Origin of the sequence: Novosphingobium sp. P6W (assembly GCF_000876675.2) — a bacterium.
Lineage (GTDB): Bacteria > Pseudomonadota > Alphaproteobacteria > Sphingomonadales > Sphingomonadaceae > Novosphingobium.
Genome location: NZ_CP030352.1, coordinates 1951317 through 1965312, shown reverse-complemented (window position 1 = coordinate 1965312; position 13996 = coordinate 1951317). Strand labels below are relative to the sequence as shown.

Here is a 13996-nt window from a genome sequence, read left to right as displayed (position 1 = left end):
CTGCCTTTAACGGAACCGGCCGAACCGCCCCTTGTCTGCGATCACCTCATGGGCGCAGTTGTGGCCTGGGGCTCCCGTCACCCCGCCGCCGGGATGAGCGCCCGCACCGCACATGTAGAGCCCCTTGATCGGTCCCCGGTATGCGCCGTGCCCAAGTACGGGCCGCGCCGACCACATCTGATCCAGCGTCAGGTTGCCGTGCATGATGTCTCCGCCGACAAGGCCGAACTTGCGTTCGAGGCCCTTGGGGCTGAGCACCTGCCTGCCCAGGATCGAGGCGCGGAACCCCGGCGCATGGGCTTCCACCGTATCGACGATGCAATCTGCGGCCTTGTCTTCCTCGGCGTCCCAGTCCCTGCCGCCGGGCAGTTCGGGCGCGAACTGCTGGCAGAACAGGCTGGCTACGTGCTGGCCTTCGGGCGCAAGACTGTCGTCGATGGTCGAGGGGATGAGCATTTCGACGATCGGTGCCTTGGACCACCCATACTGCTTCGCGTCGATGAAGGCGCGGTCCATGTAATCCAGAGTGGGCGCGATGATGATGCCCGAGCGATGATGCTCTCCCGGCTCCGGCAGGCAGGTGAAACGCGGCAATTGCGACAGGGCGACATTCATGCGGAACGTGCCGCTGCCGGTCTTGAAACCCTTCATGCGGCGCACAAAATCCGGGTTCAGGTCGCTGGCGGCGATCATCCTACCGTAGAGCAGCGCCGGTCCGACATTGGCGATGACACGCGGCGCGGCGACCTCCTCGCCGCTTTCGAGGCGCACGCCGGCGGCCTTGCCGCCATCGACCAGCACTTGCTCGACAGGCGTTTCGAGGCTGATTTCCACGCCCATCTCGCGGCAGACCTTGGCCATGATCTGGGTGATCGTGCCCATGCCGCCGACCGAGTGGCCCCACGCGCCCTTCTTGCCGTTCACCTCGCCGAAAACGTGGTGGAGCAGCACATAGGCGCTGCCCGGCGTATCAGGCGAGGCGTAATTGCCCACTACGGCGTCGAAACCGAAGGCAGCCTTGACCGCCTCGCTTTCGAACCAGCCGTCGAGCAGGCCGCGTGCGGACTTGGTGAACAGGTCCAGCACATCGCGCTGCTTCTCGATCGGCAGGCCAGCCAGCTTGCGGCCCTGCAATGCCGCATCGATCAGCGCGCGCCAGCCGCCGCCGGCCTCGGGCGGGGTCTTGAGTGCAAGGTCGCGCAGAACCTCTGCCACCCCTTCAAGGGCTTCGTAATAGGCGGGCAGAACCGCCGCGTCGTGCTGCGAAAAGCGGCGAAACTCCGCCTGCGTGCGTTCCAGCCCGCCGCCGAGCTTGAGGTAGCCGCCGTCTTCCTGCGGCAGGAAGTTGCTGATCGGCCGCTCGATCACGCGGTAGCCATGCTCTGCCAGTCGCATGTCGGCGATGACCTTGGGTTGCAGCAGGCTGACGGTATAGCTGGCGACGGAGTTACGGAAACCCGGATGGAATTCCTCGGTCACCGCCGCCCCGCCGACAACGTCGCGCCGCTCCAGCACGCGCACCTTGAGCCCGGCGCGGGCGAGGTAGAATGCGCAGGTGAGGCCGTTGTGACCGCCGCCGATGATGATCGCGTCGTACTTCGTGGTCATGCTGCGTGGTTCCAGCCGGGGGCAGGGCGGTGCTCAAAGCGCGCCTCTGGAATGAGATCGCGCTTGCCGGTGACGAACACGGCGGCGGCTATGGCGATCACCACCAGCAGCGGGATGATCTTGATCGCAGTCGTTACGATCTGGAAACTTCCGGCCGCCTTCACGCCGCGAAGATTGACCAGCGCCAGCAGCCAAACCAGCGCAAGCGCCGCCAAGGCCGGGCGAAACGCTTGCGCCGAAAGAGCAGGTATCATGTTCGCCAGGTAGCTCACCGCCGCCACCGCGATCGTGGCTACCGTTGTCCAGAGCGACACAAGGTAGATCCGGTTGATGAAAAACCCGGCAGTCGGCCCGAACGCGGGAGGGCTGCCGGCTTCGGGCAAGGCCCGCGTCAGCCGGGCGAGGACGAGGGCCAGCACGACGGCGCCTGCGGTGGTCACGATCCACCCCACCACCGCGTTCCACCCGAACGGGGCCAGCGTGGCGGGCAGCAGAAACACACCGGAGCCGATCATGTTGCCCATGACCAGCGCCATCGCTGCGACAAGGCCAAGACGGCCATCAGCCGCCCGGGCGCGTTTCCCTCTCCCGAAGTTCAAAGCGTCAGAAATCCCTGCCGATCCTGAGACCGATTACTCTGGCGCGGATTACATCATCGCAGAAGACGCCGCCAGTGCTGGTGACGCCGCCGGGATCACCGCAAGTCCTGGACCATGGTGAGCATGACGTATGCTTTATGCCTGATATTTATGGACATGAACCAGCGGTCATTTCACGCCGATGTGGCGCTGCTGGGCATTTGCCTATCCTGTTGCCTCTCTTGCGGGAATATGACAGTCTTCCGGCCAGCTTGATCGCCGGTCGCAGGATCGTTAGCGGCCCGCACAATGAGGCGGCCAATAAATCCAGGGGTGTATCTGTCATGCGCGTAAGCACTGTACGCAAAGGACTTTTTCGCACGAACCTGCCAGGTCTGGGCGAATGCGCCCGGGTCGACATGAGCGCCGGCGACGCGGCCCCGTACCTTGAGCGGGAAATGTACGTCCTGCTAGGATTTCAGCCCAGTTTCGATCAGTTGCCCGAAAAGCAATCGGATGCAAAACCTGCGTCGCGGCGGCTCTGGCCGGAGTGGAAGTAAGCCTCCGCAGTGCCTGCATGAGCAACGATTTCACGCGAAAGTGAATTTGGTGCGCGCAAATTCGCGCGGTTTCGTCTATGGGCGGCCGACTGGCGCCGTATGAAGGTGCCCTCGCAGCCCTTTCTACGCTCCATTAGGCCGCTCACTGCGGCAGGATTCATTTGCCCGTTATGACATTTACAAACCTCCCCCAGCCTCTCGCCGAGGCTCTCGCAGCGCATGGCTACGAAACGCTCACGCCGGTACAGGCCGCGGTGAGCGAGGACGAAGCACGCAGCCGCGATCTTGTCGTCTCCGCGCAGACCGGCTCGGGCAAGACCGTGGCTTTCGGCCTGGCGATTGCCGACGAACTGCTGGAAGACGGCCGCATTCCCTACTCGGAAGGTCCGCTCGCACTGGCCATCGCACCGACCCGCGAACTGGCCCAGCAGGTCAGCCGCGAACTGGAATGGCTCTACGCCAAGACCGGCGCCCGCATCGTGACCTGCGTCGGCGGCATGGACCCCGTGAAGGAGCGCCGTGCGCTCGAACGCGGCGCGACCATCGTCGTCGGCACGCCGGGCCGCCTGCGTGACCACCTCGAGCGCGGCAAGCTCAACCTCTCGGGCCTGCGCGCCATCGTCCTCGACGAAGCCGACGAGATGCTCGACATGGGCTTCCGCGACGATCTCGAGGAAATCCTCGATGCGACCCCGGAAGGCCGCCGCACGCTGCTCTTCTCGGCAACGATGCCCCGTCCGATCGAAGCGTTGGCCCAGCGTTACCAGAAGAACGCGCTGCGCATTTCGACCGTCGGTGAAAACCGTGGTCACGGCGACATCGCCTACAAGGCCGTCACCGTCGCCCCGTCGGACATCGAGCGCGCGGTGGTCAACCTGCTACGTTTCCACGATGCCGAAACCGCGATCCTTTTCTGCGCCACGCGCGACAACGTGAAGCACCTGCACGCAACCTTGGTCGAGCGCGGCTTCTCTGCCGTTGCCCTGTCGGGCGAGCACTCGCAGAACGAGCGTAACAACGCGCTTCAGGCGCTGCGCGACCGCCGTGCCCGCGTCTGCGTCGCCACCGACGTTGCTGCACGCGGCATCGATCTGCCGACGCTGACGCTCGTCGTTCACGTCGAGATTCCGCGCGATGCGGAAACCCTGCAGCACCGTTCCGGCCGTACGGGCCGTGCAGGCCGTAAGGGCACTGCCGTGATCCTGGTGCCGTATCCGCGCCGTCGCCGCGTTGAAATGATGCTGCGCGGCGCGCGCATCGAAGCTGAGTGGGGCGAAGCACCGACGCTGGAATCGATCCGCGCGCAGGACCGTGAGCGCCTCATGGAAAAGCTCCTCGCTCCTGTCGAGGCCGAAGAAGACGATCGCGAGATCGCCCGCGTTCTGCTCGAGAAGGTCAGCGCCGAGGATCTCGCCGCCGCTCTGGTCGTCGCGCACCGCGCCGCCATGCCCCAGCCCGAGGAACTGATCGGCAATACGCCGGAAAGCCGCGAGCCGCGTCACCGTCCCGGTTTCGACGACGTGGTATGGTTCAGCATGGATGTGGGCCGCCAGCAGAACGCCGAAGCGCGCTGGATCCTGCCGGTGCTGTGCCGCCGTGGTCACGTTACCCGTGACGCCGTCGGCCAGATCCGCATCTCGGCCGATCAGACGCATTTCCAGATCCCGGTTGCCCTGGCCGACCAGTTTGCTGCTGCCGTGCAGCGCACTGCCAGCCATGACGACGGCGAGTACGAATCGACCATCCTGATCGAGCGTTCGGCCGAAGCACCGCGCGATGTCGCCAGGCACCGCAGCCGTGACCGCGAGGGTCCGCAGGGTCGTGGTCGTCGTCCTCAGGGCAATGGTTATCCGCGCGGCGAAGGCGAATCCCGCCCGCGCCCGGCTGGTGGTCCTGGCGGCGGCAAGCCGTTCCACAAGAAGCCGCGCAAGGGCGGTCGGGACTGATCCGACCGGCCAACGCCGATAAATAAAAAAACCCGGCGTCACCTTGGTGATGCCGGGTTTTTTTATGTCCTTACCTCGATTTACCGAAGGCGCTTGCTCACCGGGTCAGGCGGCAGCGATCTCCAGCACTTCTATCGCTTCTTCGCGGCCATTGAAGTCGACGAATTCGCCGACTTGCGCTCCCAGCACTGCGCGGGCCAGCGGCGCGGTGAAGGCAAGGCGGCCCGCAGCCGGTTCAGCCTCGTCATGGCCGACCACGGTGATTTCGCGAGCCTTGCCGTCAAGAGTGAAACGCACGCGGCAACCGAACATCGCTTTTGCGCCCGAAGGTTCGGGCTGAACTTTGGCCGTGTCCAGACGGGCACGCCAGTAGCGCAGGTCGCGCTTGCCGGTGTTCAGCGCGGTTTCTTCCGAAAGCTCGGCAACTTTAGCCGTCAACTCATTGATCCGCGACTGAATCATCTCAAGGCCGCGCTGGGTTACGAGGTTCGGGCCGGGCGGGATCGGCACTTCGAACTTGGGCTCGAGGTGCTCCTCGTCCCCGTCCCGCCGGAACGCGACGCTCACTTGCCGCGGCCCATCAAGGTTTCGAGAACTTCGTTGACCTCAAGCCACTCGGTCTCGGCCTGTTCCAGATCGGCCGAGCAGAGGGCATGGCGCTTACCGAGTTCGCCGATGGCCACGCCCTTGAGATCGCCCTTGCCCGAGCCCGGGTTGGCAAGCGCTGCGTCGATCTCTGCAAGCTGGACCTGCTGGCGCTTCATGCGCGTTTCGGCGGCGGTGACCTTCTTGCGCAGGGCTTTGAGTTCCTCGCGCGCAACGGCGCCGGACTTCTTGGCGCCGCCACCGGCCTTGCTTTCAGCGCTCCCGGACTTGGGCTGGTTGCGGCCCAGCACGAAGTCGACGTAATCTTCCATCGAGCCATCGTAGTTCTCGGCCACGCCGCCATCGACAAGTACCAGCCGGTCCGCGACCAGTTCGACCATGTGACGGTCATGGCTGACGAGAATGACCGCGCCGTCGAAGGCGTTGAGCGCCTGCACCAGCGCTTCACGTGCATCGACGTCAAGGTGGTTGGTCGGTTCGTCGAGGATCAGCATATGCGGCGCATCGCGCGTCACGAGCGCCAACGCCAATCTTGCGCGCTCACCGCCCGAAAGGGTGCCAGTCACCGAAGTGGCACGGTTGCCCGAGAAGCCGAAACGACCAAGCTGCCCGCGCACGGCGACCGTGGGTTTGCCGTCCATCGCCCGCGTCATCAGCTCCAGCGGCGTGGAATTGCTGGGCAGTTCCTCCACCTGATACTGCGTGAAGTAGCCGATGCGAATCTTGGGCGAGAAGGTCAGCGACCCTTCCATCGGATCAAGCTGACGGGCCAGGAGGCGCGCCAGCGTGGTCTTGCCGTTGCCGTTTCGGCCCAGCAGCGCGATGCGGTCCTCAGGGTCGATGCGCAGGTTCAGGCGGCGCAGGATCGGCTTGTCTTCTTCATAGCCTACTGCGGCAAGGTCCAGCGTGACCAGCGGCGGACGCAGCTCGTCGGGGCTGGGAAAGTCGAAGCTGAGCGAGGGATCTTCGGCCATCGAGGCGATGGGCTGCATCTTGGCCAACATCTTGGCGCGCGACTGCGCCTGCTTGGCAGTCGAAGCGCGGGCCGAATTTTTCGCGACGTATTCCGACAGCTTCTTGCGCTGGGCATCCTGACTGGCGCGCGCGGCTTCCGCCTGCGCGGCGCGTTCAGCGCGGATGCGCTCGAAGCTGTCGTAGTCGCCGGGGTAGAGCGTCAGCTTGCCCTGCTGCAGGTGCAGGATGTGATCGACCACGGTGTTGAGCAGGTCGCGCTCGTGGCTGATGACCAGCAGCGTCTTGGGGTAGCCCTTGAGGAAGTTCTCCAGCCACAGCGTCGCTTCGAGGTCAAGGTGGTTCGAAGGCTCATCGAGTAGCATCACGTCAGGCTCGGAGAAAAGCAGCGAGGCCAGCGCCACGCGCATCTTCCAGCCGCCCGAGTAGCTGTCCAGCGGACGGCCCTGCATTTCCTCGTCGAAGCCAAGGCCGACGAGAATGCGCGCCGCGCGGGCAGGGGCGGTATAGGCGTCGATAGCAATCAGGCGCTCATGCAGGTCGCCAATGCGGTGCGGATCGGTGCAGGTCTCGGCTTCGGCGAGCAGCTGCGTACGCTCGGTATCGGCTTCCACCACGGCGTCGAACGGGGTCTTGGTGCCGGTAGGGGCTTCCTGAGCAATGTAACCCAGGCGCGCTCGGCGGGGCATGTCCACCGAGCCGCCGTCGGGTTCCAGTTCGCCGATGATCGCCTTGACCAGCGTGGACTTGCCAGCGCCGTTGCGGCCGATGAGGCCGATCTTGCCGTTCTGGGGCAGAGTCGCGCTCGCGCCGTCGATAATGGTGCGGCCGCCGAGGCGCACGGTGATGTCACGTATGGTCAACATGGCGCTGCGCCTAGCAGGGCGCGCGGTTAAGCGAAACCGCGTTCCTCGCTGCAAGCGCAGCATTTGGAAGTAGAAAAGGCGCAGATTTGTGTTGCCCAGTGCACACTTGACGAGTGCGAAAACTTATCAACACCTATACCCACGTTCGTGACGCGGCCGATCGTGCCTCCACCTGTCGCAAATGGCGGAAATCCAGTAACAATTGGACTTGAAACGACGAATCACTTGTGATTCTATAAAGCTATGCGGACCGTGCGACAGGAAGCGAACATTGCCAGAGAGCGACTCGTGCAGGGCCTTGCCTTTGCCGTGCTGTTGCTCATGGGCCTCTACTGCGTCGCCGGGCCAAGTGGCCTTCTCGCCTGGGGTGAGAATCAGCACCTCCTCGAAGAACGCCGCGCCAAGCTGGTCGATCTGCAGGCTGAGCGTGACCGTCTCAAAAATCGTGTCGCTCTGCTCAATCCGCAGAACATGGATCCCGACCTTGCGGGTGAGCTGGTTCGTAGCCATCTCAATGTCGCGCGTCCGGACGAGATGGTGATGCAACTGCCGTGATAAGGGCGCGTGTCGGTGTCGTGAACGGCGCGTAACAATACCGATTTTTGCAAGTCTAGTTGCAAAAAAGTCCACGTTCGCAGGCTGATTTCGACCGTCCGCGCTTTCTCTTTTCGAGCGGCGTTCCTATACCGCCCTTCCGAACGATCGCACCAACGATGGGAAGCAAGCGTTGCCCAAAGCAAAGACTCCGGTAGCCGAAACGGCCACTGTCGCAGACGCCTCAACGGACGAGGATTTCGCGCTGCACAGCCTCCAGGCCGCTCTGGACGCTGACAAGCGTTACGAACCTTCCAAGGAACAATTGCTCCACTTTTACGAGCAGATGCTGCTGATCCGCCGCTTCGAGGAAAAGGCCGGCCAGCTTTACGGCCTGGGCCTGATCGGCGGCTTCTGCCATCTCTACATCGGTCAGGAAGCGGTTGCCGTCGGCCTGCAGTCGGCGCTCGACGGGTCGAAGGACTCGGTCATCACCGGCTACCGCGACCACGGCCACATGCTTGCCTACGGCATCGACCCCAAGGTCATCATGGCCGAGTTGACCGGCCGTGAAGCCGGCATCTCGAAGGGCAAGGGCGGCTCGATGCACATGTTCTCCGTGGAGCATCGCTTCTACGGCGGGCACGGCATCGTCGGTGCGCAGGTCTCGCTGGGCGCAGGCCTCGCCTTCGCGCACAAGTACCGTGAAGACGGCGGCGTCGCGATGGCCTACTTCGGCGATGGCGCGGCCAACCAGGGCCAGGTCTACGAGAGCTTCAACATGGCTGCCCTGTGGAAGCTGCCGATCATCTTCGTGATCGAGAACAACGGCTACGCCATGGGCACCGCGGTCAAGCGTGGCTCGGCCGAGACTCACTTCCACCGCCGCGGCACCGCGTTCCGGATCCCCGGCATGTCGGTCGACGGCATGGACGTTCTGGAAGTCCGCAAGGCTGCCGAAATCGCGCTCGAATATGTGCGCGGCGGCAATGGCCCGGTCCTCATGGAACTCAACACCTACCGTTACCGCGGCCACTCGATGTCCGATCCGGCCAAGTACCGCAGCCGCGAGGAAGTTCAGGACGTGCGCGAGAAGCGCGATCCGATCGAACACGCCAAGACCGAATTGATGGGCATGGGCGTGACCGAGGAAAGCCTGAAGGAACTCGACAAGCGCGTGCGCTCGCAGGTCGCCCAGTCGGCAGACTTCGCCGAGAATTCGCCGGAGCCGGTGGCTTCCGAACTGTATACCGACGTGCTGGTGGAGAGCTACTGAGATGGCGATCGAACTGAAGATGCCCGCTCTCTCCCCGACGATGGAAGAGGGCAAGCTGGCCAAGTGGCTGGTCAAGGAAGGCGATGAAGTCTCCTCCGGTGACATTCTCGCCGAAATCGAGACCGATAAGGCTACGATGGAATTCGAGTCCATCGACGAAGGCGTGGTCGGCAAGATCCTCGTTGCCGAAGGCACCGAGGGCGTGAAGGTCGGCACCGTGATCGCGGTTCTCGCCGGCGAAGGCGAAGACGCTTCTTCGGTCGAGGCGCCTGCCGCCAAGACCGAAGAGTCTGCCGAAGCGCCCCAGTCCGGTGAAAAGCCCGCTGAGGACAAGAAGCCCGCCGAAAGCGGCACGGCCAACCTCCACAGCGACATCAAGACCCCGCGCGGCCCCGAAGTGCCGCACGGCATCAACATGAAGACCTCGACCGTGCGCGACGCCCTGCGCGACGCGATGGCCGAGGAAATGCGCCGCGACGACCGCGTCTTCGTGATGGGTGAGGAAGTCGCCGAGTACCAGGGCGCCTACAAGGTGACGCAAGGGTTGCTCGCCGAATTCGGCCCCACCCGCGTCATCGACACGCCGATCACCGAGTACGGCTTTGCCGGCATCGGCACCGGCGCGGCGATGGGCGGACTGCGCCCGGTCATCGAGTTCATGACGTTCAACTTCGCCATGCAGGCGATCGACCACATCATCAACTCGGCCGCCAAGACCAACTACATGTCCGGCGGCCAGATGCGCTGCCCGATCGTGTTCCGTGGTCCCAACGGCGCGGCTTCGCGCGTGGGTGCGCAGCACTCGCAGAACTACGGTCCGTGGTACGCCAACGTTCCGGGCCTGGTGGTCATCGCGCCTTATGACGCGTCGGACGCCAAGGGCCTGCTCAAAGCCGCGATCCGCAGCGATGATCCGGTCGTGTTCCTCGAGAACGAGCTGATCTATGGCCGTTCTTTCGGACTGCCCGAGCTTGACGACCACGTCCTGCCGATCGGCAAGGCGCGGGTCATGCGCGAAGGCAAGGACGTGACCATCGTGTCCTACTCGATCGGCGTCGGCCTCGCGCTCGAAGCCGCCGAGACGCTGGCGGAAGAAGGCATCGACGTCGAAGTCATCGATCTTCGCACCTTGCGTCCGCTCGACAAGGAAACGGTTCTGGCCAGCCTTGCCAAGACCAACCGCCTCGTCGTTGCGGAAGAAGGCTTCCCCGTCTGCTCGATCGCGTCCGAAATCTCGGCGATCTGCATGGAGGAAGGCTTCGACGACCTCGACGCGCCGGTCGTGCGCGTATGCAACGAGGACGTGCCGCTGCCTTACGCCGCGAACCTCGAGAAGCTGGCCCTGATCGATGCCAAGCGCGTCGTCGAGGCAGTCAAGAAGGTCTGCTACCGTTGATCTGACGGCGCGGGCGATGGTTTGTGCCGCCGCCCGCGCCATCGACGATCCGGTGAGCGGAAGATGGGTTTATTCCCGCCGCCGCACCCTCTAGGGAGGCCGCGTGACCGAAACCCAGCCCCCCGCATCCGAAACACCCGCCTCGAACGAGGACATCCTCGTCGCCTCGCTGCCTACGGTATCGCGGCTTGCCTTGGCTTATGCGCCGAAGTCCGCCCGGATACAGACGCTGGCGCTGCTGGCGCTCGACACCCGGTTCGCCGGTTTGCTGCGCAACTCCCGTGAACCGATGATGGCGCAGCTGCGTCTGGCATGGTGGCGTGAGTCGTTGTCCCAGCCTGCCGACAAGTGGCCCGATGGCGAACCGCTGCTGGCCCTTCTGCGAACCTGGAACGGGCATCACGGCGGTCTCGTCAGCCTCGTCAATGGCTGGGAAGCCATGACCGGGAGCGCGCCGCTTCCCGCATCCGCGCTGGAGTCGATGGCCGAGGGCAGGGCCGCTGCTTTCGCCACGTTGGCGCAGGCGCTGGGCCACGACGACGAACTTCGCGCCGTGCAGCGACTAGCCCGTTCCTGGGCGCTGGCCGACCTTGCCATGCGCCTCGGCCATGAAAGCGAGCGCGAGACGGCGCGTGCTTTGGCGCTGGCTGACCGTGCCAAAGGCGTGCGTCTTTCGCGGCCCTTGCGCCCGTTGATGGTGCTTCATGGGCTCGCTTATCGCCGTCTCGACAAGGGCGAGGAAGCGGCGACATCCCCTGCCGCGGTGCTCAAGGCCATGCGCCTTGGCCTGCTCGGCTTTTAGATTAAAGCGTTGTAATTTCCGGAAGGATAGGGGCTGCCTCTAAGGCTGCGAGCCTTGATGAAGGGGCTTGCTATGAACCGTTTCCTGCTTGGCGGACTGGCCGTGTTCGTGATGATGGGCATTGGCCTGTTCTGGCTTCAGGGCCGCGCCGAAGTGGAAGCCGGCGCCCCTCCGCCCAGCGCCGGCGCGTCCATCGGACCCGCGCCATTGCCCAGCGCTGACGTAGGCGACATGGTGGGTCCGGAATTGCCGGAAGCGACCGAACTCAGCCGCGAGCAGCGCCGCTTCTTCCGCTACGACCGTGACCGCGACAAGCGGATATCGCGCAGCGAAATGCTCTCGACCCGCGCCGATGCCTTTCGCAAGCTCGACAAGGACGGCAACAACCTGCTGACGTTCGAAGAGTGGGCGGTCGCCACGGTCGACAAGTTTAGCGAAGCCGACGTCGACCGCGACCAGTACCTGACCCCCGCCGAATTTCGCCGCACAGCGCCGCCGCCCAAGCCCAAGGCAAAATGCAGCTGCTGAGGGGCGGCCGACTTACGCCGGCATCAGCCCTTCCAGCCACGGCGCGATCTCTTCCTTGGCGCGGCCGGTGTAGGCTTCCTTGCGCTGCTTTTTCTTCACGTCGTGCAGCGGCGGGAATAGGCCGAAGTTGATGTTCATCGGCTGATAGGTTTCAGCCTCGGCGTCGCCGGTGATGTGCGAGAGCAGGGCGCCCATCGCGGTCGTGCGCGGCGGCGCCTGCCATTCCTGGCCGGCCAGTTCGGCGCAGGCCATCAGGCCGGCCATGAGGCCCACCGCCGCGCTTTCGACATAACCTTCGCAGCCGGTGATCTGCCCGGCAAAGCGAACGTTCGGCGCCGATTTCAAGCGAAGGGTCCGGTCCAGCAGCACCGGCGAGTTGAGGAACGTGTTGCGGTGCAGGCCGCCAAGCCGCGCGAACTCGGCATTTTCGAGGCCGGGGATCGTGCGGAACAGCTTCACCTGCTCGGCATGTTTCAGTTTGGTCTGGAAGCCGACCATGTTCCAGATCGTGCCCAGCTTGTTGTCCTGGCGCAGCTGCACCACGGCATAGGGCCAGCGTCCGTTCGGATGCTCCGGCGTCGCCCAGTGCGGGTTGTCGAGGCCGACCGGCTTCATCGGGCCGAACCGCAGGGTGTCCACGCCGCGTTCGGCCATGACTTCGATGGGCATGCAGCCGTCGAAATAGGGGGTGTTGGCCTCCCATTCCTTGAACGAGGTCTTCTCGCCTTCGACCAGACCCTTGTGGAAGGCGAGGTATTGCTCCTCGTTCATCGGGCAGTTGATGTAGTCCTTGGTCTCGCCCTTGTCCCAGCGCGAGGCCATCCAGCACACGTCCATGTCGATTGATTCGTGGTAGACGATCGGGGCGATGGCATCAAAGAAAGCGAGGCTGTCCGCGCCGGTCGCCTGACCGATCGACCCGGCCAGCGCCTCGGCGGTCAGCGGGCCAGTGGCGACGATGACGCGGCCTTCGGGCAGGACGTCGATGCGTTCGCGCACGATGTCGACGTTCGGCAGGGCGGCGAGGCGGGCTTCCACCTCGGCGGAGAAGACGTCGCGGTCCACGGCCAGCGCAGAACCTGCGGGAACTTCCGCGATGGCGGCCGCCGACATGATCAGCGAATCGCAGCGGCGCATCTCGTGGTGGAGCAGGCCGACGGCGTTCTTGTCGCTGTCGTCGGAGCGGAACGAGTTGGAGCAGACCAGTTCGGCCAGGCCGTCGCCCTGGTGGGCGGGGCTGCGCTCGCCCGGCCATTCGGGACCGGCGCCGCGCATTTCGGAAAGGCGCACGCGGTAGCCCCGGCGGCCGAGCTGCCAGGCTGCCTCGCTGCCGGCCAGGCCGCCGCCGATAATGTGAACGTCGTAAGTCGTACCGGAGTCTTTTGTCATGAGCCTCGCCTAGCCGGTATGGCGGTCATGGAAAAGGCCCCGCTCACCTGCCATAGCCGCGGGCGGACCGAAGCGACGAGAAAGACCACGATGCCCAAGCGCGCCCTGATCGAACGCCGCCCCTGGTTGCTGGGTAGCATGGTGCTGGCACTGGCCTGGATCTGGCTGCAGGGCAGCGAGACGCCGGGGCTTTACCTGTTGCTGCTCAAAGCCGCGCCGCTGCTGTTGCTGGCGGTTTACACGGCGCTGCGGCACCGGGGGAACGATACGCGGTCGCTGGCGGGGATGCTGGTGTTGCAGGGAATCGGCTCGGCGCTGATGGACTACATGCCGCTGATCGCGCTCAATGCGCTGCTGGTGGCCTATCTGATCGGGTTGGGGATGTTCCTTGTCCATCGCCGGGTGGAGATGGACGGCGGACGCAAGGCGTCGGCGCTGGCGCTGACTTTGGGGACGCCCCTGCTGTGCTATTTCGCGGCGGAACGGGCCGGGGTTGGCGTGCCGCTGTTCCTGGGCCTCGCTCTGGGCGGCATGGCGGCTGCGGCGTGGATCAGCACGTTCCCGCGTTCTCGTGTGGGGCTGGGGGCGTCGCTGATCGTGGCCGGGAATGTGCTGGGCATCGCAGCGATGGGCGGTTCGCTGCCGGCCGTGGCGCTGGCGGCATGGCCGCTGTTCTACCTTGGCAACCTGGTGTTGGCGACCGGGGTTACCGGAGAGCTGCGGATGCGCGACGATATTTTCTAGGCGCTGTTTCCCCGGTTCCACAGGAATGGGGGAACGCCAGGCATGGCAAATCACCCGCTGGCGAGGCCGGAGTAACGCCGAAAGAAAACGCATAGCCCAAGGGATCATCGGGTCGGCGCCGGGGCGTCCTGTGCAAGGACGCGAGGGAGGGCAGCCTTTGGTGCGAACGGCCGGTTAGCGGCTGCTACAGC

General features: G+C 64.7%; 13 protein-coding genes. 8 read left to right on the top strand and 5 right to left on the bottom strand.

All coding sequences use genetic code 11. The features are described from left to right. Positions 1 to 6 precede the first annotated feature (6 nt). Positions 7 to 1608: an NAD(P)/FAD-dependent oxidoreductase gene (locus TQ38_RS09580; RefSeq protein WP_043973127.1), complete on the bottom strand. Its 1602-nt coding sequence runs from the start codon at positions 1606 to 1608 to the stop codon at positions 7 to 9. After that, the gene (locus TQ38_RS09575) at positions 1605 to 2207 is read right to left on the bottom strand and encodes an amino acid permease (protein ID WP_043973495.1); all 603 of its coding nucleotides are present in this window, start codon (positions 2205 to 2207) and stop codon (positions 1605 to 1607) included. Before TQ38_RS09575 ends, TQ38_RS09580 begins: the two co-directional genes overlap by 4 nt. A gap of 74 nt (positions 2208 to 2281) precedes the next feature. Between TQ38_RS09575 and TQ38_RS30910 the strand changes: the two genes are divergently transcribed. Both TQ38_RS30910 and TQ38_RS09565 read left to right on the top strand, forming a co-directional pair. Continuing rightward, positions 2282 to 2746, top strand: coding sequence for a hypothetical protein (locus TQ38_RS30910; RefSeq protein WP_240197848.1), 465 nt, complete (start codon positions 2282 to 2284; stop codon positions 2744 to 2746). Between the two features lie 170 nt (positions 2747 to 2916). Beyond that, a complete protein-coding gene (locus TQ38_RS09565) occupies positions 2917 to 4692 on the top strand; it encodes a DEAD/DEAH box helicase (protein ID WP_043973128.1) in 1776 nt (591 codons plus the stop codon). Between the two features lie 105 nt (positions 4693 to 4797). Here the strand turns inward: TQ38_RS09565 and TQ38_RS09560 are convergent, their stop codons facing one another. Together TQ38_RS09560 and TQ38_RS09555 are read right to left on the bottom strand one after the other, a co-directional pair. Beyond that, on the bottom strand, positions 4798 to 5259 hold the full coding sequence (locus tag TQ38_RS09560; RefSeq protein WP_043973131.1) for a GreA/GreB family elongation factor: 462 nt from the start codon (positions 5257 to 5259) through the stop codon (positions 4798 to 4800). Next, a complete protein-coding gene (locus TQ38_RS09555) occupies positions 5256 to 7136 on the bottom strand; it encodes an ABC-F family ATP-binding cassette domain-containing protein (RefSeq protein ID WP_043973133.1) in 1881 nt (626 codons plus the stop codon). Before TQ38_RS09555 ends, TQ38_RS09560 begins: the two co-directional genes overlap by 4 nt. Positions 7137 to 7379: 243 nt before the next feature. Here TQ38_RS09555 and TQ38_RS09550 point away from each other — a divergent pair, with 243 nt between their 5' ends. From TQ38_RS09550 to TQ38_RS09530, 5 genes are all read left to right on the top strand, one after another. Then, on the top strand, positions 7380 to 7691 hold the full coding sequence (locus TQ38_RS09550; protein WP_043973137.1) for a septum formation initiator family protein: 312 nt from the start codon (positions 7380 to 7382) through the stop codon (positions 7689 to 7691). A 172-nt stretch (positions 7692 to 7863) separates the two neighbouring features. After that, positions 7864 to 8946 (top strand): pyruvate dehydrogenase (acetyl-transferring) E1 component subunit alpha, encoded by a 1083-nt coding sequence (gene pdhA, locus TQ38_RS09545; protein WP_043973140.1) that lies wholly within the window; start codon positions 7864 to 7866, stop codon positions 8944 to 8946. 1 nt (position 8947) lies between these two features. Then, the gene (locus TQ38_RS09540; RefSeq protein WP_043973142.1) at positions 8948 to 10342 is read left to right on the top strand and encodes a pyruvate dehydrogenase complex E1 component subunit beta; all 1395 of its coding nucleotides are present in this window, start codon (positions 8948 to 8950) and stop codon (positions 10340 to 10342) included. 103 nt (positions 10343 to 10445) lie between these two features. Next, positions 10446 to 11144: a hypothetical protein gene (locus tag TQ38_RS09535; protein ID WP_052505607.1), complete on the top strand. Its 699-nt coding sequence runs from the start codon at positions 10446 to 10448 to the stop codon at positions 11142 to 11144. Positions 11145 to 11216: 72 nt separating this feature from the next. After that, positions 11217 to 11672, top strand: coding sequence for an EF-hand domain-containing protein (locus tag TQ38_RS09530; RefSeq protein ID WP_043973145.1), 456 nt, complete (start codon positions 11217 to 11219; stop codon positions 11670 to 11672). A 12-nt stretch (positions 11673 to 11684) separates the two neighbouring features. Here TQ38_RS09530 and trmFO read toward each other — a convergent pair whose 3' ends face one another. Next, positions 11685 to 13061, bottom strand: a complete 1377-nt coding sequence (gene trmFO, locus TQ38_RS09525; RefSeq protein ID WP_043973148.1) for a methylenetetrahydrofolate--tRNA-(uracil(54)-C(5))-methyltransferase (FADH(2)-oxidizing) TrmFO — start codon at positions 13059 to 13061, stop codon at positions 11685 to 11687. 90 nt (positions 13062 to 13151) lie between these two features. Between trmFO and TQ38_RS09520 the strand changes: the two genes are divergently transcribed. Beyond that, complete coding sequence (locus TQ38_RS09520; protein ID WP_043973500.1) at positions 13152 to 13805, top strand: hypothetical protein; 654 nt, start codon at positions 13152 to 13154, stop codon at positions 13803 to 13805. Positions 13806 to 13996 lie beyond the last annotated feature (191 nt).

Bases quoted from the DNA above. Each gene is read 5' to 3' on its own strand.
- TQ38_RS09565 (WP_043973128.1), top strand. From the start codon at position 2,917: ATGACATTTACAAACCTCCCCCAGCCTCTCGCCGAGGCTCTCGCAGCG.
- TQ38_RS09520 (WP_043973500.1), top strand. From the start codon at position 13,152: ATGCCCAAGCGCGCCCTGATCGAACGCCGCCCCTGGTTGCTGGGTAGC.
- TQ38_RS09555 (WP_043973133.1), bottom strand. From the start codon at position 7,136: ATGTTGACCATACGTGACATCACCGTGCGCCTCGGCGGCCGCACCATT.
- TQ38_RS09550 (WP_043973137.1), top strand. From the start codon at position 7,380: ATGCGGACCGTGCGACAGGAAGCGAACATTGCCAGAGAGCGACTCGTG.
- TQ38_RS09580 (WP_043973127.1), bottom strand. From the start codon at position 1,608: ATGACCACGAAGTACGACGCGATCATCATCGGCGGCGGTCACAACGGC.
- TQ38_RS09530 (WP_043973145.1), top strand. From the start codon at position 11,217: ATGAACCGTTTCCTGCTTGGCGGACTGGCCGTGTTCGTGATGATGGGC.
- TQ38_RS09540 (WP_043973142.1), top strand. From the start codon at position 8,948: ATGGCGATCGAACTGAAGATGCCCGCTCTCTCCCCGACGATGGAAGAG.
- trmFO (WP_043973148.1), bottom strand. From the start codon at position 13,061: ATGACAAAAGACTCCGGTACGACTTACGACGTTCACATTATCGGCGGC.